Annotated in this window: 23 protein-coding genes; 15 read left to right on the forward strand and 8 right to left on the reverse strand. The window is 46.3% G+C overall.

Annotated features, from left to right (window positions below; all coding sequences use genetic code 11):
- Positions 1–109: 109 nt before the first annotated feature.
- On the forward strand, positions 110–301 hold the full coding sequence (locus tag N5E87_RS01515; protein ID WP_011627483.1) for a DUF2986 domain-containing protein: 192 nt from the start codon (positions 110–112) through the stop codon (positions 299–301).
- Between the two features lie 12 nt (positions 302–313).
- Here the strand turns inward: N5E87_RS01515 and N5E87_RS01520 are convergent, their stop codons facing one another.
- The 4 genes from N5E87_RS01520 to N5E87_RS01535 all read right to left on the reverse strand — a co-directional run bounded on the left by N5E87_RS01520 (position 314) and on the right by N5E87_RS01535 (position 3,422).
- A complete protein-coding gene (locus N5E87_RS01520; RefSeq protein WP_086903245.1) occupies positions 314–826 on the reverse strand; it encodes a M23 family metallopeptidase in 513 nt (170 codons plus the stop codon).
- Positions 827–847: 21 nt separating this feature from the next.
- The gene (locus N5E87_RS01525; protein ID WP_086903244.1) at positions 848–1,426 is read right to left on the reverse strand and encodes a hypothetical protein; all 579 of its coding nucleotides are present in this window, start codon (positions 1,424–1,426) and stop codon (positions 848–850) included.
- Between the two features lie 16 nt (positions 1,427–1,442).
- Positions 1,443–2,156, reverse strand: a complete 714-nt coding sequence (locus N5E87_RS01530) for a CHAP domain-containing protein (RefSeq protein WP_086903243.1) — start codon at positions 2,154–2,156, stop codon at positions 1,443–1,445.
- Between the two features lie 189 nt (positions 2,157–2,345).
- Entirely contained in the window at positions 2,346–3,422 is a 1,077-nt protein-coding gene (locus N5E87_RS01535; protein ID WP_086903242.1) for an MBL fold metallo-hydrolase, read from the reverse strand.
- Positions 3,423–3,575: 153 nt separating this feature from the next.
- On the opposite strand from N5E87_RS01535, the gene N5E87_RS01540 reads away from it, so the two are divergent.
- A complete protein-coding gene (locus tag N5E87_RS01540) occupies positions 3,576–4,187 on the forward strand; it encodes a TetR/AcrR family transcriptional regulator (RefSeq protein WP_126512282.1) in 612 nt (203 codons plus the stop codon).
- A 78-nt stretch (positions 4,188–4,265) separates the two neighbouring features.
- On the opposite strand, the gene N5E87_RS01545 is transcribed toward N5E87_RS01540, so the two are convergent.
- Positions 4,266–5,609 carry an anaerobic C4-dicarboxylate transporter gene (locus tag N5E87_RS01545; RefSeq protein WP_126513271.1) on the reverse strand — a complete coding sequence of 448 codons (1,344 nt, stop codon included), beginning with the start codon at positions 5,607–5,609 and terminating at the stop codon, positions 4,266–4,268.
- Between the two features lie 283 nt (positions 5,610–5,892).
- Between N5E87_RS01545 and N5E87_RS01550 the strand changes: the two genes are divergently transcribed.
- Together N5E87_RS01550 and N5E87_RS01555 are read left to right on the forward strand one after the other, a co-directional pair.
- On the forward strand, positions 5,893–7,071 hold the full coding sequence (locus N5E87_RS01550) for a monodechloroaminopyrrolnitrin synthase PrnB family protein (protein WP_126512283.1): 1,179 nt from the start codon (positions 5,893–5,895) through the stop codon (positions 7,069–7,071).
- A gap of 4 nt (positions 7,072–7,075) precedes the next feature.
- A complete protein-coding gene (locus N5E87_RS01555; protein WP_126512284.1) occupies positions 7,076–8,197 on the forward strand; it encodes an aminotransferase class V-fold PLP-dependent enzyme in 1,122 nt (373 codons plus the stop codon).
- 136 nt (positions 8,198–8,333) lie between these two features.
- Here the strand turns inward: N5E87_RS01555 and N5E87_RS01560 are convergent, their stop codons facing one another.
- Together N5E87_RS01560 and N5E87_RS01565 are read right to left on the reverse strand one after the other, a co-directional pair.
- Positions 8,334–8,657 (reverse strand): YceK/YidQ family lipoprotein, encoded by a 324-nt coding sequence (locus N5E87_RS01560; protein ID WP_011621102.1) that lies wholly within the window; start codon positions 8,655–8,657, stop codon positions 8,334–8,336.
- Between the two features lie 184 nt (positions 8,658–8,841).
- Positions 8,842–10,044 (reverse strand): dicarboxylate/amino acid:cation symporter, encoded by a 1,203-nt coding sequence (locus N5E87_RS01565; RefSeq protein ID WP_126512285.1) that lies wholly within the window; start codon positions 10,042–10,044, stop codon positions 8,842–8,844.
- 405 nt (positions 10,045–10,449) lie between these two features.
- Here N5E87_RS01565 and N5E87_RS01570 point away from each other — a divergent pair, with 405 nt between their 5' ends.
- Positions 10,450–10,629 (forward strand): hypothetical protein, encoded by a 180-nt coding sequence (locus tag N5E87_RS01570; protein ID WP_164717910.1) that lies wholly within the window; start codon positions 10,450–10,452, stop codon positions 10,627–10,629.
- 128 nt (positions 10,630–10,757) lie between these two features.
- On the opposite strand, the gene N5E87_RS01575 is transcribed toward N5E87_RS01570, so the two are convergent.
- Positions 10,758–12,926 (reverse strand): TonB-dependent siderophore receptor, encoded by a 2,169-nt coding sequence (locus N5E87_RS01575; protein WP_279774937.1) that lies wholly within the window; start codon positions 12,924–12,926, stop codon positions 10,758–10,760.
- A gap of 113 nt (positions 12,927–13,039) precedes the next feature.
- On the opposite strand from N5E87_RS01575, the gene N5E87_RS01580 reads away from it, so the two are divergent.
- From N5E87_RS01580 to N5E87_RS01625, 10 genes are all read left to right on the forward strand, one after another.
- The gene (locus tag N5E87_RS01580) at positions 13,040–14,452 is read left to right on the forward strand and encodes a tyrosine-type recombinase/integrase (RefSeq protein ID WP_347881490.1); all 1,413 of its coding nucleotides are present in this window, start codon (positions 13,040–13,042) and stop codon (positions 14,450–14,452) included.
- A 469-nt stretch (positions 14,453–14,921) separates the two neighbouring features.
- Positions 14,922–15,374, forward strand: a complete 453-nt coding sequence (locus N5E87_RS01585; protein WP_126512001.1) for a hypothetical protein — start codon at positions 14,922–14,924, stop codon at positions 15,372–15,374.
- Between the two features lie 88 nt (positions 15,375–15,462).
- A complete protein-coding gene (locus N5E87_RS01590; protein WP_126512000.1) occupies positions 15,463–16,041 on the forward strand; it encodes a hypothetical protein in 579 nt (192 codons plus the stop codon).
- Between the two features lie 143 nt (positions 16,042–16,184).
- The gene (locus N5E87_RS01595; protein WP_011787758.1) at positions 16,185–17,795 is read left to right on the forward strand and encodes an IS1634-like element ISSpu7 family transposase; all 1,611 of its coding nucleotides are present in this window, start codon (positions 16,185–16,187) and stop codon (positions 17,793–17,795) included.
- Positions 17,796–17,968: 173 nt separating this feature from the next.
- Positions 17,969–18,601, forward strand: a complete 633-nt coding sequence (locus N5E87_RS01600) for a recombinase family protein (protein ID WP_279774939.1) — start codon at positions 17,969–17,971, stop codon at positions 18,599–18,601.
- Positions 18,602–18,803: 202 nt separating this feature from the next.
- Positions 18,804–19,112 carry a hypothetical protein gene (locus N5E87_RS01605; protein WP_279774940.1) on the forward strand — a complete coding sequence of 103 codons (309 nt, stop codon included), beginning with the start codon at positions 18,804–18,806 and terminating at the stop codon, positions 19,110–19,112.
- On the forward strand, positions 19,112–19,447 hold the full coding sequence (locus N5E87_RS01610; protein ID WP_279774942.1) for a hypothetical protein: 336 nt from the start codon (positions 19,112–19,114) through the stop codon (positions 19,445–19,447). The genes N5E87_RS01605 and N5E87_RS01610 overlap by 1 nt, the downstream gene beginning before the upstream one ends.
- A 1-nt stretch (position 19,448) precedes the next feature.
- A complete protein-coding gene (locus tag N5E87_RS01615) occupies positions 19,449–19,628 on the forward strand; it encodes a hypothetical protein (protein WP_041416821.1) in 180 nt (59 codons plus the stop codon).
- Positions 19,621–20,142 (forward strand): hypothetical protein, encoded by a 522-nt coding sequence (locus N5E87_RS01620; protein ID WP_279774944.1) that lies wholly within the window; start codon positions 19,621–19,623, stop codon positions 20,140–20,142. Before N5E87_RS01615 ends, N5E87_RS01620 begins: the two co-directional genes overlap by 8 nt.
- A 101-nt stretch (positions 20,143–20,243) precedes the next feature.
- Complete coding sequence (locus N5E87_RS01625) at positions 20,244–21,206, forward strand: hypothetical protein (RefSeq protein ID WP_279774945.1); 963 nt, start codon at positions 20,244–20,246, stop codon at positions 21,204–21,206.
- The last annotated feature ends 346 nt before the right edge of the window (positions 21,207–21,552 follow it).

Here is a 21,552-nt window from a genome sequence, read left to right on the forward strand (position 1 = left end):
CAATATAGGTGCATTTAGATTGAGGGTTTTCTCCTAGGCTGAACCGCCGATTTGTTGCCGAGTCGAAGGAAGAATATAATGGCGACCTTTTTCTCGCCTTGGTGCCCATATGAACCGTAAAAAGAAGATTAACCAAACGCTTAAACAGAAGGCGAAAAAAGCCAATGCCAAGTTGCATAGCAGCAATAAGCCTAAATACGTTTCTAAAGCCGAGCGAGCGGCGCAGGCTATCGCGGCAGAAACCGAGGTGACTCAACCCGTTGAACAACCCGCTGAAGTCGTTGCCAACGGGAATGCTTAACCGACCAACCTTTTACTTAGGGTCTAAATAGTCGATTGGATTTAAGTAAAACGCCTTTTTATATCCTTGGGTTGAAGTGTCGATTAACCAAGGTCTGGGTAACATGCTTAAAATGGAATAGTGCAAATGGGGCGGTTTGCCTTGGGCGTTCCCCGTTGTGCCGACAGTACCGAGCACATCCCCGCGTCCCGCAAATAACCCTGTCGATGCGTTAAGGCTATCGAGGTGGGCAAAATAGTGGATTTGCCATTTGGGGCCAAGTCCTACCACCACCTTACCCCCCTTAAAAAACTCCCCTTTATACAGAAGCAACAGCGGCGTTGGCGCGATTACGGGCGTATTGGCCGCGGCAAATATATCAATGCCTTTGTGGGTGCCAGAGCTGCCCCAGGGTTCATACCAAAAGGTTTGGCTATTCCAATCCTTATTGCTGGCGCCTTTGACTGGGATGACGGGCTGTTCTGGCACTAGGCACCCAGCAAGAATAAAAAGCAGCATGGCGAGCGTGATAAATTTGAGCTTCATTTTGACCTCCGTATAACGCTGCTAGTGGAACTCGCTGAATTCATGCCAATTAGTGGGGTATTGACTGCGCTCGGCCTCACTGAGTGATAACCAGTAGGGCCGCCAAAACGTATCGCACCAAAACTCAATATTGCCCTGCAGACTCCCGAGTGTATCAGGATCGACATCGGGAAAGCTTTCCCATGGCGCTGGTGGCGCAGCCTTAAAGGCGATTAGCCGTTGCAGCAGTGCGATATCATTGCTGATGAGTAGCACGCAGAACCCTGCAAAATCAGCATATTGATGTAGAAAAACATGGCTTTGCCCTTGGGCATGGTGCAACAGCTTACTCGATGCTGCATCCTTTTCAACAACAGGCGCGAATGCCATCTCGGCGAGCAGGGCATCGAGTCGTTGTTCATCTTGGTTACTCAACAAGCAATGTATTTGATAGGCGGCGAGATCGGGCTGCATCGCGGGGGTGACGATGGGATAAACTTGATGGCTGGGCAAAAGCAGGTGAGGTAAGGGCTCATTAAAAATCGCTCGGAGAGCCGCAGTCTGTGAGTCTGTATTCGCCTTAGGGCCGAGGTGTCGTTTTAGCCAGCCGAGTAGTCCCATTTTTGTTCTCCTAACCTTAGCGTTTAAGTGGAGTCGCTTGTTGGTTTGCTTGGGGATTCCCCTCAGTACTTCCTTCAACACTCTCCCCAATGCTCTCCTCAACCTCTCCCGCTATAATCATGGTCGCAGGAGCTTCCCAGCGTAACCAACCCTTGGTGCGCGGGGCATCGATATACCACAGGCCTTCACGTTGCACTAGGGGGAAAACCTCCCGTGAGGGCGCAAAAGGACCGGGGTTCTGCTGGGCAATTTCGATACTGGTCTCTGTGACGCTGGCGACAATCGCGACATGGCCGTAGGGATTAAACATCCATGGCGCGAATACCAGTAAATCATCGGCCATAGGTTTGCTTTGGCTGCCATTAGTATATTGCCGTAGGGCGCGTTTTTCATTCCAGCTCGCATCGGGCAACAGGTCGTTGAAGAAGTCTTTGGCGTGACCGAAACTGTCGGGCATTTTATGTTGATAACGCAGGTAAAAGTAACGTTTAACGAACTCTACGCATTGGTATTTGATACCCAGGTTATAGCCGTCGAGTGAGAGGTTGCGCCCCTCGTTAGTGTTGACGCCGCCGTTATAATAAATCTCGACGCCATTGAGTGAGTCGAGCACATCACCCACTTGGTAGTCCGTATTTAAGTTATAACGAGTCAGCCCGTGGTAGCTGAGAAAACCAAGGCCGCAGACTAGGCTCGCTGCGAGTATTAATAAACGAAAACCTTTCACCATCTTTAGTACGACATTCTCAAAAGATAAATTGATTCAGTAGGATACAAGGTCGGATTGTATGCTGATGTCGCTAAAAACGTCTAGGCGTACTGACTGTTTGCCGGGAGCTTAATGCTTTCGTTGTACTTGGGGTGGGGAGGAACCTTAGCGGCGCACTGATTAAGCGCCGCTAAGGAAATACCTCTATGACTATTTGTTGGAGGCGAGTTTGACTGGAACCACTTCAAACTCGGGTCTGTCCTTGGGTAAGTATGACTTCCACCACCCTTGATTGAGTGCTGGGCTGTGGGCTAGCTCATTGAGGTTAATCCCCTGACCAAACTCAGGGGTCAGCAGGGGGACTGCATAGGCTTTCGCCGCCGCGGCAATCCGCTCTAAGGGTTCGTACCAACTGTGCAGCGCTAAGTCGAAACTGCTGTTGTGGATTGGGATAAGGTATTGACCTTGAAGATCTAAATGCGCCCGTAGCGATTGTTCAGGCTGCATGTGGATATCGGCCCACATCTCATCGTAGGCACCGGTTTCGACTAAGGTGAGGTCGAAGGGGCCAAGTTTATCGCCAATCTTTTTAAAACCATCAAAATAGCCTGAGTCGCCACTGAAAAAGATATTTAATTCAGGAGATTGAATCGCCCAAGAGGCCCACAGGGTTTGATTTCTGTCTTTCAGTCCTCGGCCTGAAAAATGTTGTGCGGGCGTGGCGGTAAAGCGCACACCTTGATGTTCGGTTGCCTGCCACCAGTTGAGGGCGACAATTTTTTCCTTTGGGATACCCCAAGCAATCAAATGTTTATCGACACCCAGTGGCACAATAAACTTCTGAGTGCGCGCCGCGAGCGCCACTACGCTTTGTTTGTCTAAGTGGTCATAATGATCGTGGGACAAGATAATCCCAGCGAGCGGCGGAATGTTTTCGAGCTCAATGGGCAGAGCGTGAAAACGTTTTGGACCAAACCATTGGCTTGGTGAGGCGCGCTTTGAAAACACAGGATCGGTTAACCAATACTGGCCGTTTAGCTGTAACAGCACAGTCGAGTGGCTGATTTTATACAGCATAGGCGTTGCCCCCGCCCCCGCCGTAGCAGGCAGTTGCATGGGCTGAATCGGTAGCGCTTGGCTCGGAGTCTTATCGGGAATGCGTTCAGTGACATAACGCCATAAAATGGCTGGTAAATTACCTTCACCACTGTGAGTGTTTGGCGCTTCATTACGAAAGCGTTGATCCTGAGTTGGGGCAGTTTGAATGGTGTTAGGATCTAAGGTCATAATAACACTCCCGAGTAACAGTATAGCCAAGGTGATTTTGAGTCGCATCGTAAACTTGATAAAAGTAAACTACACAGTGTAGTTTACTCAAGGCTGTGCAAAAGTAAACTCAATAGTGTAAAATCTCGGCAAATATTTTGATGGCATACCACAATGGCAGAAAAAGCAGTAAAACTGACACATTCCCAACTGAAGCGTTTGGCGATCCTCGACGCGTCACAGGAAGAATTTATGGTCAATGGTTTTGCCGGCGCCAGCATGGATAGAATTGCCCAGCGTGCCAATGTCTCCAAGCGTACTGTTTACAATCATTTCCCCAGCAAAGAAGTGTTATTCGAGGCGACAACCGGTGACCTGTGGGCGCGCACTAAGGAAGCGGCGACCTTAGCATTTAATCCTGAGCTGAGCCTCGAATCACAATTGCAACAGATTGCACGCCGCTGCTGGGAGCTTTATCAGCAACCGGATTTCCTGCGAGTGGCAAGGGTAGTGATGGCCGAGTTTATTCGTTCACCGGTTCAAGCGACCGAGGCCATGGAACGATTAGCTAAGCAAGAAGGTGGATTAGAGGCGTGGCTTGCCGGAGCCGTGGCCCATAAGGCATTAAAAATCGATAATATTCCACTGGCGGCAACCCAGTTTTGGGGCATGTTTAAGGCCTTCGCCTTTTGGCCGAAATTGTTCCATTTGAAAAATCACGATGAGCAGCGGCAAGAGATCATTGATGCCAATATCCGTATGTTCCTCGCCATGTATCGCGCTTAACTTTCACTTGTTTCAAGCATAAGGCCGATAACGTGTTCACGTTATCGGCCTTATGTGTTTTATCGCCTCAAACCGTGCTTACAGTAAGGTGGTTGCCAGCAGATAACCGACGGTCGATGCTGTGCCCACGCCTATCAATCCCGGGATAATAAAGCTGTGGTTAATGATGAACTTACCAATTTTGGTGGTCCCTGTTCGGTCGAAGCCGATACAGGCCAAATCGCTTGGATAAGTGGGTAGCACAAAGTAACCATAGCTCGCGGGTAAAAAGGCAATCAACAGCTTAGGATCGACGCCTAAGGCCAAGCCCATGGGTGCGATAGCCGTGAGCGCCGCCGCTTGGCTGTTGACCAGTTTTGAGATTAAAAACAGCACTAAGGCATAGGTCCAAGGTTGGTTTTGCACCACATGGGAGAGGTTTTCCTTCAGTACATCCATATGACTGATAAAGTAAGTATCACTCATCCAAGCCACGCCAAATACCGAGAAAATCGCCACCATGCCGGCCTTAAACACTGGGCCGTTCGCAATTTCTGTGGGTTTGACTTTGCAGCTCATTAAGATAAAAGCGCCAGCGATCAACATCATCATCTGGATTACTAAGTTCATCGATAGCGGCGCCAGTTTGCCCTTCGCCTCAAACACTGGGCGCAGTTCGCTAAAGGAGCCGAGTAACACCACGGCGGCGATAGCGGTGAAGAAAATCCCCGTCGCCCAATAGGCTTCCTTAGGAAAGGTTTGATCCAGCAGAGTCTCGCTCTTGTCGTAGATAAACGCCCTTTGTTCGGGATCTTTAATTCGCGCCTGAAACTCTTCGTCCTTATCTAAATCTTTACCACGACGCAGGCTCCAGAGGGCCGCCACTAACACGCCGCAAAGGGATGCTGGTACAGACACCATTAAAATTTCCAGCATGCTGTAGGCATGGCCGACACCATGCTGCGCCGCCAAAATCGATACCATAGAGACCACGGCGACCGACACTGGGGAAGCGCAAATCGCCATTTGCGAGGCGACTGATGCCACCGCCATCGGGCGTTCTGGACGAATGTTTTTCTTCAGGGCGATATCGGAGATGATCGGGAACATGGTGTAAACCACATGGCCAGTTCCGCATAAAAAGGTTAAGGTCCAAGTGGTGAGCGGCGCCAGAATGGTGATGTACTGTGGATGGCGGCGCAGTAAACGCTCGGCAAACTGCATCATCACATTTAAACCACCTGCGGTTTGTAACACCGAGGCACAGCCGATCACCGCAAGAATGGTGAGCATCACCTGTACGGGCGGTTGTCCAGGGGCGAGACCAAACACAAACGTCAGTAAAAATAAGCCGATACCACTTATCAGCCCTAGCCCCATACCACCATAGCGGGTACCGAGCAGTAAACAGCCGAGTACGACAATAAACTCCATTAAAATCATTTGATTCACCCCTGCGGAACCTGCCGCGCGATTTGCATTAGGACTAGCTTTATTTGGCGCTATTGTGCGAGGGGAATGGATTTGAGAACTTGAGCTGGCGCAAGGTGTAAATAAAAAGTGGCATTGGATTTTTCATAAATTTGAGCTAGCGCTAGAAACGCGCGAGCAGAAGTTGCATTCTTGTTAACTCGGATACGCTAAAGACGCCAGTAGCCAAGTAAAAACGCGTCTATCAGTACTTGCTCCGGTAAAAATAACCATAACAATTTCCAAGGATGTCCAAGTGAAACCTGCCACCTATAACACCGAAGCCTTCGATGAGTGGATCCGCAGTCGCTTTGTGGAACTCAACTCCCAGCTCGAACAGCTTTATTACCAGCAGACCGACCGCGCCAATGTGCTAGATATCGGCACCGAGCTTAAGCAAACATTAGAAAGTGAAGGGCGTGAGCTGATTAAGGCGCTGCTCGATGAAGGCAATACCGATGAAGGCTTCGACAGTGCCTTCGATCTGCTAGGGAATGTCGGCCTGTATATGGCCGCCTGTCGTCGCCATGAGATTACCGAGCCGACGCGGGAAACCACTTCACCACTGGTCGAGGCTTCGGCGCTCGCTATGCATATCGGCGCCTCCATCGGCGTGACGCCACGCTTTGCTACTGCTCATTTGACCACCCATAACCGTGCCCACAATGGTATCTACAAACGCTTTACCGATTTGCCCGACGAGAAGCTGTTTGTGGATTACAACACTAAGGGCATCTTGGCCTATAAGCGCGCCAGCGATGCCCTATTAAAAATTCAGCCCTTGGGGATCTCTCATCCTATTAGCCACGATTTACTGCGGGTGGCCAAGCAGGCATTGCAGGATGTGATTGAGTCAAATCAGCAGTTATTTAAATGGTTAGATACCGACCGCTTCTTCTATTGCGTGCGCCCCTATTACAAACCCTATCGGGTTGGCTCAGTGGTGTATCGCGGCGCCAATGCTGGCGACTTTGCCGGAATTAACGTTATCGATTTAACCCTAGGTCTATGTTTTGCCAACGAATCGGCCTATTCGCAAATGCTGGTGGATAAGTTTTTATACATGATGCCAGAGGATCAACAAATCCTGCGGGAGTGTATGCGCCGCCCGAATTTGATGGATGACTTTTTACAGTCCAAGGCCTGCGTGCAGCAGGATTGGTATCAGGAAAACCTTAAGCTGTTTATCGAAGTCTGTGAATTGCATGGCGAAACCGCCATTCAACACCACAATGAGTTGGTGACTAAATACATTGCCGAGCCTTCGGTGAATATGGAGCAGCAACATTTAGCCAAGGTCACCGCCAGCGGCCCACCGTTGCATGTGCTGCTCGGCTCCCTCGAGCGCTTAAGGGATAGACGCGCGGCGGTGTTGCGACACGATATTCGTACCCGTTATCACGATCTGAAAAAACTCAAAGACAGTTTAAGGTAAGGCCATGCTGCTAAACGTAAAACAAGACTTTTGCCTTGCAGGCCCAGGTTATCTGCTCAACCATTCCGTGGGGCGGCCACTAAAATCGACCGAGCAAGCATTTAAGCAGGCATTTTTTGCGCCTTGGCAGGAGTCTGGTCGCGAGCCTTGGGGTCAATGGTTGGGCGTCATCGATAACTTTACCGCGGCGCTAGCGAGCCTATTTAATGGTCAGCCACAGGATTTTTGCCCGCAGGTAAACCTATCGAGCGCCTTGACCAAGTTGGTGATGTCCCTCGATAGATTAAATCGTGATGGCGCCGTGGTGCTGATGAGCGAGATTGATTTTCCCAGCATGGGGTTTGCCCTGAAAAAGGCATTGCCCGCAAGCTGTGAGCTGCGCTTCATTCCCAAGGGCTTAGATGTCACCGACCCCAACGTGTGGGACGCGCATATTTGTGCCGATGTCGATTTAGTCTTTGTCAGCCATGCCTATTCTAATACTGGTCAGCAGGCGCCATTGGCGCAGATCATTCCCCTTGCCCGTGAGCGTGGCTGCTTGAGTCTCGTGGATGTAGCGCAATCGGCTGGGATTTTGCCGCTGGATTTAACCAAACTACAGCCGGACTTTATGATTGGTTCGAGTGTGAAATGGTTATGCTCAGGCCCAGGGGCTGCGTATCTGTGGGTCAATCCAGCTATTTTGCCCCAGTGTCAGCCGCAGGATGTGGGTTGGTTTAGCCATGAGAATCCCTTCGAGTTTGATATCCATGATTTCCGCTATCACCCAACTGCGCTACGGTTTTGGGGCGGTACGCCTTCTATCGCGCCCTATGCGATTGCCGCCCACAGCATTGAATATTTTGCCAATATTGGCTCACAGGCGATGCGTGAACATAACTTGCAGTTGATGGAGACAGTCGTCCAGACATTGGAATATGAGTTGGTCTCGCCACGGGAAGTAGATAAGCGCAGTGGCACCTTGATCCTGCAATTTGGCGAGCGCCAAGCAACCATCATGGCGGCGTTGGCGGAGGCGAATATCAGTGTCGATGCCCGCAGTTTAGGAATACGCGTATCGCCGCATATCTATAACGATGAGGCCGATATCGCGAAGTTGCTTGAGGTGATAAAAGCCCATCGTTAATAGATTGAACAGGGCTTGCTCGAAGCGGCTACGAATGGGGTGCGCTAAGGCGACCTAGTTGCACCCTATGCCGATATGACATTACCCTTTAGCCTCACGGGTTGAGGCTAAGGTCATTTATGGCTGGCGAATATGTTTAAATACTGTAGTTATAGCGGCAGAACATAGACCGTGGGGTGCGAAGCTCTGGATTGCTTGGGGTGATAGCCAAATCGACGGGTAGCATCACTGCATCGACTACCAGTGACCCGCCCATATCCACCAGTGTCAGTGGGACAGTAAACAGCAACAGAGGTGGAGCGGATATCGCGGATATCACCACACACTCCTCGCCATTATCGACAGCCGTTTGCACACTCGAAAATGAGTGACCCCAGGTTGAATCTGCTCCCATTCTCGACGTTACCGCTGCGCATCCGCTGAGATACCCGCATACAACTAACCAAGCCAACCAACGCATAACCACTCCATTGTTTATGTTTGAAAAAACGCATCGCTTCCATGTGGCTGACTCGTTTGATCGACTCAGTGTTCTGGTACTGCGGTAGCATAGCGGATTTTACTCGGCACAAATGTGCTCTGTTTCAATGGTTTGGCATTCTAATCAGATGAGTTTCGTTGTCAATTATTCGGCAATTACAGCCCTATGGCTCAATCCTTTTACGGTTGAGGCGTTCAACAATCTGGCTGGCATTTAGATCGTGGACGACGTTTATGACGGTGGAAGGAGCGTCGGTAATGGCGCCTATCACCACTAGAATGGGGATGGTTTCCATTGGTAATCCTAAGGTAGTGACGATAAAAATCTCCCCGAGGAAGGCGCCGCCCGGCACGCCACCAATGATGAAGGCGGATAGGACGGAGATGAGTATGGTCACCATAAACACATCGACCGTGAAATCTAACCCGAGCAGAGAGTAAATAAACACAATCTTCAGTGCGGTGATAATGGATGCGCCGCCCTTATTCAAATTCACTAGCAGCGGCAGGCTGATATCGGCGATTTCGGGTTTTATCCCCATCTTCAGCGCCGCCCTTAAGGTGACTGGCAGGGTTGCGAGGGACGAAGTCGTGCCTAATGCAGTCACTGCGGGTTCGAGGGCGTGGCGCCAAAATTGTCTAATCCCGTACATGCCGCCGCCAAGCCAGGCATAAAAAGTGGAGCCGACGGTGAGGTAGATAAAACAGGCTACTAAAAATAATCCCACGGCGCGGGCAAAGGTCACCACAAGTTGTGGGTCTTGACTCGCCATGGTGGAAGCAAAGTAAGCGCCAAGGCCGACGGGGGCGGCCAGCATAATAATGGCGACTATCTTCATGATGACGGTATTAAAACTGTCGAGCAGTGCCGAGACTTTACGGCCATCTTCCCCCGATTGACCTATAGCGATTCCGGCAATCACCGACATGATGATAAGCGCCAAGATATTGGATTTGGAGAGTAATCCAGAAAAGTCATTGGTGGTCAGCAGCGCCACAAAATCCATCTTCCCCGAGGTGTCGCTAACGGTTTGATTAAGATCGAGGGTCACGCCTTGGGCTGGATCAAACATCAGTGCCAGTAAGGTGATGCCGACGGCGGGAATAATCGCCATCAGAATCGAAACGCCCATAATTGACACTAAAATCGCCCCAAGCTTTTTTAAGTCCGTCATGCGGGCTATCGATGAGGTCACGCTGATCGCCACTAAGGGCACGATAATCATAAACAACAGATTTAAAAAGATTTGCCCTAGGGGCTTGAGCTTGAGTGCCAAGGATGGCAAATAGATGCCGATCATGCCGCCAAGTAATAATGCACTGAGCAGCACAATAGAGTCTTGATAGGGTTTGAGTTTTTGCCACATAGCTAAGCGCCTATTGTTATTTTTATCATTGTGTCGGTGAGTCATTAGGAGCGCCCAAATGAGAGGAGTCAATCATGCAGCATGGACATGCTCAAGCTAGCGAGTCATTCGCATAAGCGCAAGAAGGGATTGGAAATAAACTCTTGTTTGGTTTTGGGTAACGGTTAACAAGCGTGCTTGAGCCTATTCAGCATCTGATTCCGGGTGATGTGACTCTTGTTAACATGATAGCTTCTGTTTAGGTGTATTAGCCGCACGGCGAGAGCACGTCAGTAGAAAGGAGTATTTACCGAGTTAGGCTCGTTTGTAACGTTGTGCCTCGTTCGTTTATTGATTAGCTTACTCACACTGGGCTGTATGCAAACACCCAAGGCCAATATCACTATTTAATCAGGGATGAATGAAATGCTAAAAAAATGGATTGCGATACTGTTACCCGTTGCCGTATTAGGCTTGAGTGGCTGCGCCTCGGTCAGTGATACTGATACCGATTCGACTGTGGCAAGCAGCGTCGAGAAGAAAGTCAGCAAAAAAGGTTGCGATAAAGTCACCAGCACGGGTTCGCGCATTGGTCGTTGCAAATAATCAGCTTGATCCTGCATGCATCAGCATAAAAAACGGTCCACTTGGGGACCGTTTTTTGTTTGTGGCATTTGCTCAACCCGCCTTAAGGGAAGGCTGAACACAAGTGATTGATGCCATTTAGCCTGTTATCACCAACTCAGTTGATAATTGAGGGCAAAGGTGCGGCCACGGCCATGGTAGTCGAACATAGACTCAGGACCGTAGGTCGGGCTGTAGAAATACACCGCTCTTTGGCCCCACAGGGTGCTGTAGTCTTTATCGAGCAGGTTTTCGATGCCGTAGCTCAAGGTGCCGACCGGTAAATCGATAGAGCCCAGTAAATCCAGCGTCGTGTAGCTATCAAGCTCACTCGCTAAGCCATCGTTGGTTTTGAAGCGATAGTCAGATTCGGCGCTGAAACTGTGTTCAGCCTGTAAACGGATCTTCTGTGTGTCGCCGCGCCAGCCAATGAAGGCGGTGGCCTTAGAGGGCGAAGCATAAGTGACGGTTTCATCAATCCAGTTATCTTCATCTTTTACTTCACTGCGCACCAGATGCAGGTTGGTGCCGACTTGCCAGTCGGAGCTGATATCAAAGTTCAGTTGTGCCTCTAGGCCATAGCTGCGCTTATCTTGGTCTTTGACATTGATGGTCAGATCTTTGCTGTTGACCTCAATGACCTTGTCAGACACGGCATAATAGACGCTGGCTTGCGCCTGCCAACGGTCTGCAAGATAACGCCATCCCAGCTCCATGGAGTCGGTCTTGATCCCATCAAGGCGAGTATCATTGATATTGATGCTGTTTTGCAGCTGTAAGTAACCGTCGGCATCGGCCTTATAGGTGCCGCGGCCATAGTATTTCGATAGGTCTGGCAGTTCAAAGCCTTGGGAATAGGCAAGCCAGAGTTGTTGGTCTTGGCTTAACTTAGCCACCAAGCCGAGGTTGACTAACCCTATGTTATAGTCAGTGCTGCCGCCTTTAATGGCATCGGCTCCCGTGGCTTTGCCAGAGGCGATCGCCACCTGTTGGTTATAACCGATAAAATCATCAACACTGTTTTCCATGTGTTGATAACGATAGCCTGCGTTTAGCACCAAAAAGCTATTCATCTCCCAACTGCTTTGGACAAATGCAGCAATGGATTCGACCGAAAAGTCGACATAACGGCCGGTAGTGAACAGCTCGCGCATCACTAAGCCGCCGTGTTGGTTGGCGGCATCGAGGTCGAAGCTCATTTGGCTCGAATCAAAACTTTCTTTATCCCAATCCAGTCCCCAAGTGAGTGTGAGACTATTGACGGGCTTGGATTCAACGACCGCCTTCAAACCATAGATGCTGGTGTTTTGGGCCGATGCTGAGAAGTTGTAGACGCCGCTGGTTTCATTGACATAGGGGAACGGGTGGAAATCCAGATTCTCTTTGCGATAAAAGCCTTGTAAATACAGGGTTTGACCAAGAAACTCATTCTGGGAGTAGGACAGATTCAGCAAAGTGCGCTCGGTGGCGGGGCTGCGGTCAGCGTCTAATCCCTTACGGGTTTCGAGCACTGAGGCATCGCCAGTGACGCCGGAGAAGTTCTCACCCATATACAGACCATGTTCATTGTCTGAACCATTGCGATAGTATTGTGCCATGGCGCTGAGGTTGGCGTCATTGGCAAGCTGCCAATCCATATTCGCCATTAAATCATAACCTTGGGTGTACTGCATTCCAGTTTGGGTAATGTCCAGCATCACAGGGTTGCTGCTGCCATCAAACCATTGGCCGTTTTCCTGCCAAGCGGCACTGAAGCGCCCTTTTAGCGAATTGCTGCCCCCTGTCACCGCCAGCGCGGTGCGGTAATCTAAATCATCACTGCTATTAAAGCCGGATTTGAATCCCGCTTCGGCTTCGAAGGTATCACTGCTGTCAGCTGCTTTTTTAGTAACGATATTAATGGCACCGCCCAGTGCGCCACCGCCATAGATAGCCGACGCGCCAGCGAGCACTTCGATGCGGGCAATATTGAATGGATCGATACTGTCGAGCTGACGGCTGATGCTGCGGGAGGTGTTCATCGACACGCCATCGATTAGGACCACCATGGCGCGACCGCGAATATTCTGGCCAAAGTTGGTGCGCCCTTGGCTGGATACATCCATCGACGGCACTAAGGCGGCGAGCATTTCCTTAATGCCTTTGCCACTATCGGTTTGCTCGCGAATGCTGGCTTCATCAATGATCCACACAGTGCTGGAGAGATCGCTGATTTGGGTCGGTGAGCGGGTGGCGGAGACCACCATGCGCTCCATATCGTTTTCAGCGGCTGTTGCCACATTAACAAGCCCCAGTTGGCAGATAACTGCGGCGGCGACTAGGCTTATCGGCCAGCTCAACCTTCTTGTAAACAGAGGCCTCGCAGCTATGCGAGGCCTTTGTGCTACAAGATGTGCTACAAACTGAGACACGAAAAATTCCCCATACCTATCTACGGAATGGGATCTATTACTTGCGGTATCGAGTACCGAGAGTAGTCCAAGATATGACCGGATTACCTGCCGTCTTAAGGCAGAGTTTAAATACAAGATCGCCAGATGTTGCTTTGGAATTCACTAGGATAGTTGTATCTAAAATTTGTGAATTAAAAGGTGTTGTAATGGCTCGAAATCTTGAAACCTCTCTGAAAATGCATTTCTCCATGATAAAAACAATCTACGGTGATGTAGTAATTCATGATGAAAATGACGCTGTGGAGGCTCGAAAAGTCCGCACTTTTATGGTGGAGAATGATGATATAATTGTTAAAAATCATTCTGTTACACCGAATGTTCAAGCCTGCCCTCCTAATGTTGATGTGTCATTGTCTGAAGCAATTTGCCAGTACATGTCTTGGCGTGAAAATCGCAGAAATAAAAATGGTTCATTGGGGTTAACTGCTTCTGCCAAAAATGCTCGAATGCGGAACTTTGATCTTTTACTCCTGATACTTGGTGATATCAGTATTCATGAGGTTACGAAATTTAAACTTCGTGATTTATTAGACTGTATTTCGAATATGCCGAGACGTAACAAGAGCCCTTACTGCGGCAGGACTCTCGAAGAAGCGGTCGAGGCTGCAAGAGAAAGAAGTGTTTCTGAAGACGAGTTGGTTGCATCTAAGCAAGCTAAAGAAGCTTTAAAAGATTATCAGTCATTGTTCTCGCGATATCTGACAGATGAAATGGGTTGGTTAAAGGTCGCACCTACGACAGGGGTTCGTGTCGAGTTTGAATCACTTTCATACGCTTCATTTTCTCATACTCAAATTAGTCAGGTGGTCGATTACTGGAAATCGCAGCCGTGTTCTGACTACAAATGGATTATGTTGCTTGGAATATATACCGGAGCTAGGCGAGGAGATCTTTTCAATCTAAAGATTTCATCCGTTCGTTATGATAAGAGCTGTGACAGATTCTTCTTGTTCATTGAAGAGGGAAAGAATGAAAATGCTAAACGTATGATTCCATTGCATAAGTCACTGTTTGATAAAGGTTTTGTGCGGTTCTATAAGGCTAAGAAGTCTTCTTTGGATATAGAGGAAAAGCTTTTTGGAGATGTGAAAGTTGATAATTACATTACCTCAAAGTTTAGGCTTAGTTTGGATGCGATCGGCATACCCAAAACAACGCCGAAAAAGAGGCGTTATTCATTCCACAGTTTGAGACATACGGTAGTAACTAAAGCCAGAAGTCAGGACATTAGTCTCGCTAAGATACAAACTGTTATTGGTCATGAACTTTCAGAAGGCGGCACTACTGATATTTATACAAATGAGTTTGAGCTAAAGGATTTGCTCTGCGTAATTGATTGCTTAGATTGGTGATGAAATCAAGTTAATCTAATTCTATCAGCGAAGAGGCTACCAAGTACGCTAGGTAGCCTTTTTGTTTTATAGGGATTTTAATGAACTGATGCTGGTGGAGTGCTCAGTGTAATTATAGTTGCCGAAAAGGGTGGTTTAAGAGAGGGAGTCGAACCCTCTCTACGTTTTCTAAGAAGCTGATTTACGCTGGTTTTTGGTCAAAGGAAACAAACTCTTGTTACACCTTACTGTATAAATCTTTTGTTAGAAAGAACAAATGAATGCTCCGAGCCTTTCATCCCATTTCGTTAACTTCTCGGTATGTGAGGTTTCTCTACCAATTTGGTAATTTTAGTTTGTACCTTGAATGCTTTTGGTGCTAACCTGCTGAAGTTTCGATGTTATTTTTAAAATAGTCTCTTTAATCATAATGTACTCCATGATTTATAAGGGACACTGGCTGCCAATTGTGCTGTTTTAAGGAGAAAAAATGCGTTATTTGATCCCTTCATTAATTTCAGTTTTGCTCACAGGTTGTGCGACAACCTATAAAGCTCCACTCATTCAAGATAAAAATTACTCCGCTATGCATCAATCTACTCAAGCCGATACTTTGGCAAAAGCTAAGAGAGCATTATTACTCGATGGTTTTCAAATCCAATCAAGTGATGATAATGCAGGCTTTATCTCGACTAGTTCTAAAAATTGGAAGTTAACTCCAGATCAAGCTAATTGCGGAACTACAATGGGCATCGACTACTTAAAAGATAACCGCACGAAAACCTCTGTAGCATTCAATATTATTGTGGATTCTTCAAATATAGTGATTCGATCCAACATTCAAGGTGAATATAAACCAGGTGCAGTTGACCAAGACATAACGCTAACTTGCGTTTCAAAAGGAACAATTGAACAGGAGCTTGGTAAAAAAATATTAAATTAAACAATGCGATATGCATTCAAAGTTAAAATTTTTGTAGGGATATAGTTAAGCAGATTTACCGTAAATTTCTAGGAATCAGGAGGATTCAATGAACAAATCAATAGATTGGTTTTGTCGTATAGTAAGGATAGCTGGAGTTAACTTTCCGGTAGCAGCATCATTTGTTCAGATACAAGCTGAACTAGATAATGTAGAAATATCCAAACGCATCGAAAAACTAGAAGATCCAATTAGCCATTTACATGAAGATATTCGACAGGTATCTCGACTACTTTATGCAAAATTAGTTGAAGAAGATTCGACCGACCTCAATTTCAACGAAGATTTTTATCTAAAGTATTCTAGACCTTTAGCCACATTGAATCAGTCAGGTTATATAAGACTAAACAATGCGTTAGGATCAAGAATTCCAGTTAATATAGATTTGATTGACCCATCATTTATCCTATATTTGACTGCCATTGCAGGTAATAGCGAAATGATGGGGTATTTAATAAAAATCGTTGATGAATGCTCTTTTGGTCAGTGGCTAGATGGCAAAAAACTAAAAGAAGAACTCAAAATTCCTAGCAGTGTAGTACACGCTGTTTTTGAAGTTTATGAAGCTAAGGGTTACGGTTTACTATCTCGTGAACTCAACACATGCATGTATAGGGGGAATTGCTAATAATCTATTAAACCGTCATTCCGCAGCTAATTCCAGAATTTAAATAGTGTGATCTGGCGATCAGCTTTTCATAAAAACTACGACACCATCTTGACCGCGATCGACAGTTTTGATCTATTACTGCTATTTGACGGTCTCAAAATATGTCTACCCATCCTGTTATTAAACGCTTAGATCACCTTGGTCTCATTGCCGCCTTTTGTCACGAAATTGGCCTGCCACGGATGATAGATGCCGTTATCCCAAAATATTCTGACCACAATGTTTCTCATGGTGACGCGGTATTGGCCATGCTCCTAAATGGACTTGGCTTTCATAGCAGAACACTGCACATGTTCTCGGACTTTTTTAAGACCAAGCCTGTATCTAAGCTACTCGCCAAAGACATTGAAGCACACCACCTGACTGATGATGTACTAGGCCGCACATTAGATGCTCTATACGAAGCCGATGTCTCAGCGCTCTATCAGGTTATTGCTGAGCGTGTTGTTGATAAACTGGGCTTGACGACCGATTCTGTTCATCTTGATATCACTAGCTTCCACGTTGATGGTGAGTATGCACAAGATGAAAACACCAACGTGATTAAGCTTGTAAGAGGTTATAGTCGGGATCATAGGCCAGAGCTTAACCAAGTCGTGCTTGAACTCATCTGTGAAAACCAAGCAGGTATTCCTGTTTACATGCAAGCACTGAGTGGTAACACCAATGATGCCAAGGCATTCGCTGAAGTCACTAAAAGACACATACATTGCCTAAAAGCCGCGCAAAATAGTCGTTACTTTATCGCTGATGCCGCTTTGTACACCGAAGAAAGCATCTCCTCGCTAGATGAGCAAAATCAAAAATTCATTACCCGTGTCCCCATGACCATCAAGCTCGCAAAACAAGCACTACTTGCGCTAGAGCCAGAGCAATTAAGCACTATCGGTCATGGCTACTCAGGATGTTGGATAGACTCGGATTACGGAAAGGTCAATCAACGTTGGTTGCTCGTTCACAGTGAACAGGCCACCAAGCGGGAAGAAATCACTTTCTTCAAGAACTTAGAGAAAAACATAGCAAAAGAAATCAAAGCGTTGGAAAAGCTAAGTAAAAAACCATTCGCTTGTGAAGTTGACGCAGAATTAGCGTTTAACGATTTCAAGAAACAATGTGACTTACTTGGGTTTGAACAAGGCACTCTCATCAAACAGCCGACTTACTCTCATTCGGGCCGCCCAAAGACAGATGAAGCACCGACAGGATACCAATACTTTATCGAAGCCGCCCCCTTCACCGACCTAGAAAAAGTAAAACTGGCTAAGCTCAAAGTAGGCATGTTTATCCTCGCGACGAATGACACCGACAATGAAGCACTCACCATGGCGGCTCTTCTAGCACATTACAAATCGCAACAAAAAGTCGAGCGCGGCTTCCGTTTTCTAAAAAGCCCTGAGTTTTTAACCTCTTCCATCTTCTTGAAAAAGCCTGAGCGCATTGAAGCGTTGCTAATGATAATGACGTTGAGCTTGCTTGTTTACGCTAGTTTAGAACACAAAATCAGAGAACAACTCGCACAAACCGAAGCGTTCTTCCCAAGTATGGTAAAGAACAAGACGACCTCCAGACCGACGGCACGTTGGGTCTTCTTGCAATTCGAAGGCATAGATACGCTAGAGATTAACGGCCAAAGGTTCATCACTGGACTTCAAGATCACCAAACACAACTACTCAAATTACTCGGTAGATTCTATGAGGTAGTTTATTCCTAAATTAGCTGCGGAATGTCGGATTAAAAGCTAGATTAGCTTTACCATCTAAAGTTCATTCAAGATAACTAACTGTGCTCAGCATGTATACTTCAATGAATACATTTGGTATAACGTAGGAATGCGGCTTTCAGAGCCAAATGAATACACCTAAATGTAATGACTTGAGACACCACATGCTGAATACACCTAATCTTACCATTCGTGCTTACCTTCGAGCTTCAACCAAAGATCAAGACAGCTTACGCGCCAAACCGGAGTTAATCGCCTTCGCTAAAGCACACCACGTAAAGATTACGACCTTTTATCAAGAAAACGTATCAGGAAACGACCCTGACCGCCCAGAGCTAAATCGGCTTATTGAGGAAGCATCTGAGGGGGACATTCTGCTCATTGAGAAGATGGATCGCTTGAGCCGCTTACCTTGGGAAACTTGGCAGAGCTTAAAGAGCAAGATTGCGAGCAAAGGGATCATCATTGTAATAGCTGATCAACCTCAAACACATTCAGCACTAACAGCAAACGATGTGAATTCCGGCTTCATTCAAAAGGCTCTTACAAACTTTATGATTGACCTTGCTGCGGGTATGGCTCGGGACGATTACGAAACGAGAAGGGTTAGACAAGCCCAAGGCATTGCTAAAGCCAAAGCCGAAGGGAAAACATGGGGAGGTCAAAACAAGGATGAAAAGCTTCACCAAGCGATTCACACTCACCTGCAAACGATGAGTATTCGTAAAACTGCAGAGATGCTCGGGTGTTCAGTTTCAACAGTCCAAAGGGTAAAAAAGCAAAACTCGATCAAATAAGAAGCGATCGAACTATAAGAGCAAAATATTTTGCTGGCACTAACCCGCTGATAAAGATCTACTTTTCTATATATCCACGGATTATACACAGCTTACAAACAGTTGATGTAGCTATGTAATGTAGCTACGTTTTTTCATTATGTGTATAATGCAGGTGTCTGAATCGTAAAGATTTATCCTTATACAGAGTAAAATAAAATTTATGAGAAATAATATATCTAAAACACTAGATATCTTAATTCTGGATCTCCAAGATCAAGGTTTAGAATTAAGCTATTTAAATCAGCTTTCAGAGCACGAGATTTATCGACTAGCTAATAAATACAAGCAGAGTGAACCCCAAAAAATCTCATTCGAGGAGCAAGAACTAATCAATCAACAGTCCAAGCAAAAAGAAGCGCAGAGGAAACAGAGACAGTTAGAGCTGGAGGTCAAGGAAACCTCTAAATATCAACACTTAGGTGGTTTATACCGAATCAGCGCTTCTTTAGCTAAACAAGGACTTAAATAATGTTAGATAGAATTAACTTTTGTTCAGATCTCGTTTCTACAGCCATTAACGCCATTGAGACGAATGATCAAACCTCGGCACTTGCAAACCTTAATGCACTCAAGAATGTCATTAACGGCCTAAAGTTTGGTGATCAAGTTACTGCGAAAGCAATCAAGCAGGTCGCAAAGAACACTGGCCTAGATGATATTAAAGCGTTGGAAGCTTTGGTGCTCACTGGTTGCACTACTTTTGGGCGTGGTCACGGCCTACAACAATCCACATTGGCAGACTTCTTACTTCGTGAAGCTAATATTGCTAAAAACGTAACCTTGCCGATCTTGGGGGTGAAGTAATATGAGCATCAACACAAGCCACCCTATTCGTATACGTAAAGAGCTGAATGAAATCATCATTGGGCTTGCTGAGCACTCCGATATGGAGTATCGAGATTTGGTTGCGTATCTGATAGCTGAAGGCTTAAACACTCTCAGATTACGGGCAAACCTGAACGAAGAAGGAGAAGTTATTGGCTAAGACTCCGCCCCATATCGAAGGCGAAGTTTTAGCGATGATTGCGGCAGGTTATTCACTTGCCGCTGTATCAAGCCAGTTCGGCCTTTCGTATCACACCGTCAGAGGCATTCAGAAGCGAGCAGGTATCAAATCCGGTGAAATTAAGAAGCAAATTATCCTCAAATATCAAAATGCCCTGAAAGACTCCCTAGCTAGTGATTTCATAAGAGATAAGGCATCTGCCCTGCTTATGGATGATCTAGCTTTGTCGTCAAAGCTACGCAGTAAATTACATGTGCTTTTGGATGAACTACCGGACTCACCAAGGGACACCAAAGAGGCGGTACTTATTGCACGTTCCCTGTCAGCAATAGCCACCAGCTTAAAGCTTTCAAATGACACCCTAAGAGCAAGCTTTAAGTTAGGTGAAGAACCTGAGATCAACGAAGATCTACCGGAGCTGATAGTTAGAGAGATGCTTGAGAAAGAGATTGAAGAGATAAAGGCAGAGCAGAAAAGTATTGTGAGCGCATAAACAAAAAAACCTCCGGCAAGAGGTTCTTTTTTAATAACAACAATTTACAGAAGCAGTATAACATTTTGATATATAGAACAAAAGATGAAAGTTTTAAAAAGATGAGTCCTGATGAATATTTATACAGAGGACTAAGTCGCAAACCAATGAATGAAAAACTATCTTATCTTATTGCTTTGAAACGCAAGAATATTCGCGATAGTAGACACGAAAAAGATAATCGTGGATTGCTCGAGTTAGTTGAAGGTCAAGATTCAGGATTAACGCACAACCCCCCAAAAACTTTTCCAGAGAACCAACTATTTCACGCAAAACGCTTAAACCGTGAATCTAGGGAAGTGAGAGAAGAGGCAAAAGCATCAGGAAATTTCTATCCAATAGTTGAGGAAATTTTCTCGCCAGAAACTGTGCTGAAAAGGAATGAAGTTTTCACTCAGATGATTGATAACATGGAGTTTCTTACGTCATCAAGTAATGGTGGCGTTAAACGGTTCCTAGTTTATAGATCTTTAGGGTACCTAGAAGGTGAATTACCTAAATGGGTAAAGCTAGATAAATTATACAAACATTGTTTAATGACCTTAGCAATGAGGGAACAGTGTAAGCGCTTTTACTCCTTCACATTGAATCTAGGTAAAGAGCTGAATGAATCAATCACGCCAGACAACCAGAAGCAGCGAGTAGACGAGCTGGCAAAAAGAATTCAAAAGAATGTCGAGTCCCAAAACTATACAAATTTCAGAATATGGTTTTCGCTTGAATATTCCCTGACCGGAGACATTGGATATCATCTACATGGATTTGTTGGTTGGGATGAGGGTTCCAAAGACAAGTTAAGCCGCATATTAAGCAAGGCGGCAGATGAATGGGTTGTTAAAAAGAACAAACAATGCCAGTTCAAGAATGAGTGTGTTTTCTGGAAGGAGTCGATAATCCAGACCTTCTATGCACTAAAGACTCCGGTTCACGTTTACTCAAGTCATCCTGTTAAACAAGGTGCTAAAAAACATTATGAGAAATTTTTGGACGCACTAAACAAATCTAAGCCACTCATCGCTCTCTAGAATCAATTTTAAAGCGTTAAAATCCATTAGTGGTGCAACGTTGTTCAGGAAGTGCATTTATCTATCTAATCGCTTCCTATTACGTTTGGCTGATTCCTTGTGAGGATCAAAACATGGGCAAACTCGGAAATAAGAGAAGTCCTAGAAAAAACGCGTTTCCCTAAAGCCACCCGTTTCATTGCTTTTGGGGTATTTTTTGAAAATTCACCCCAAAAGCACACCAGCTAAATACTCGTTTGCAAAATCCTGACTATCCGGTAGTCTGGTTTTAGTGTGCTACATTTTGTGTCTCAAACTGAGACACAAAAGATTGTAAAGCGCCTTTAACCCTTACCATTACTGAACA

Source organism: Shewanella sp. GD03713 (assembly GCF_029843705.1).
Lineage (GTDB): Bacteria > Pseudomonadota > Gammaproteobacteria > Enterobacterales > Shewanellaceae > Shewanella.

Bases quoted from the DNA above. Each gene is read 5' to 3' on its own strand.
- N5E87_RS01530 (WP_086903243.1), bottom strand. From the start codon at position 2,156: ATGGTGAAAGGTTTTCGTTTATTAATACTCGCAGCGAGCCTAGTCTGC.
- N5E87_RS01585 (WP_126512001.1), top strand. From the start codon at position 14,922: ATGCGTTATTTGATCCCTTCATTAATTTCAGTTTTGCTCACAGGTTGT.
- N5E87_RS01600 (WP_279774939.1), top strand. From the start codon at position 17,969: ATGCTGAATACACCTAATCTTACCATTCGTGCTTACCTTCGAGCTTCA.
- N5E87_RS01565 (WP_126512285.1), bottom strand. From the start codon at position 10,044: ATGTGGCAAAAACTCAAACCCTATCAAGACTCTATTGTGCTGCTCAGT.
- N5E87_RS01540 (WP_126512282.1), top strand. From the start codon at position 3,576: ATGGCAGAAAAAGCAGTAAAACTGACACATTCCCAACTGAAGCGTTTG.
- N5E87_RS01605 (WP_279774940.1), top strand. From the start codon at position 18,804: ATGAGAAATAATATATCTAAAACACTAGATATCTTAATTCTGGATCTC.
- N5E87_RS01625 (WP_279774945.1), top strand. From the start codon at position 20,244: ATGAGTCCTGATGAATATTTATACAGAGGACTAAGTCGCAAACCAATG.
- N5E87_RS01555 (WP_126512284.1), top strand. From the start codon at position 7,076: ATGCTGCTAAACGTAAAACAAGACTTTTGCCTTGCAGGCCCAGGTTAT.
- N5E87_RS01515 (WP_011627483.1), top strand. From the start codon at position 110: ATGAACCGTAAAAAGAAGATTAACCAAACGCTTAAACAGAAGGCGAAA.
- N5E87_RS01545 (WP_126513271.1), bottom strand. From the start codon at position 5,609: ATGATTTTAATGGAGTTTATTGTCGTACTCGGCTGTTTACTGCTCGGT.
- N5E87_RS01560 (WP_011621102.1), bottom strand. From the start codon at position 8,657: ATGCGTTGGTTGGCTTGGTTAGTTGTATGCGGGTATCTCAGCGGATGC.
- N5E87_RS01610 (WP_279774942.1), top strand. From the start codon at position 19,112: ATGTTAGATAGAATTAACTTTTGTTCAGATCTCGTTTCTACAGCCATT.
- N5E87_RS01615 (WP_041416821.1), top strand. From the start codon at position 19,449: ATGAGCATCAACACAAGCCACCCTATTCGTATACGTAAAGAGCTGAAT.
- N5E87_RS01535 (WP_086903242.1), bottom strand. From the start codon at position 3,422: ATGACCTTAGATCCTAACACCATTCAAACTGCCCCAACTCAGGATCAA.
- N5E87_RS01570 (WP_164717910.1), top strand. From the start codon at position 10,450: ATGCTAAAAAAATGGATTGCGATACTGTTACCCGTTGCCGTATTAGGC.
- N5E87_RS01595 (WP_011787758.1), top strand. From the start codon at position 16,185: ATGTCTACCCATCCTGTTATTAAACGCTTAGATCACCTTGGTCTCATT.
- N5E87_RS01590 (WP_126512000.1), top strand. From the start codon at position 15,463: ATGAACAAATCAATAGATTGGTTTTGTCGTATAGTAAGGATAGCTGGA.
- N5E87_RS01525 (WP_086903244.1), bottom strand. From the start codon at position 1,426: ATGGGACTACTCGGCTGGCTAAAACGACACCTCGGCCCTAAGGCGAAT.
- N5E87_RS01520 (WP_086903245.1), bottom strand. From the start codon at position 826: ATGAAGCTCAAATTTATCACGCTCGCCATGCTGCTTTTTATTCTTGCT.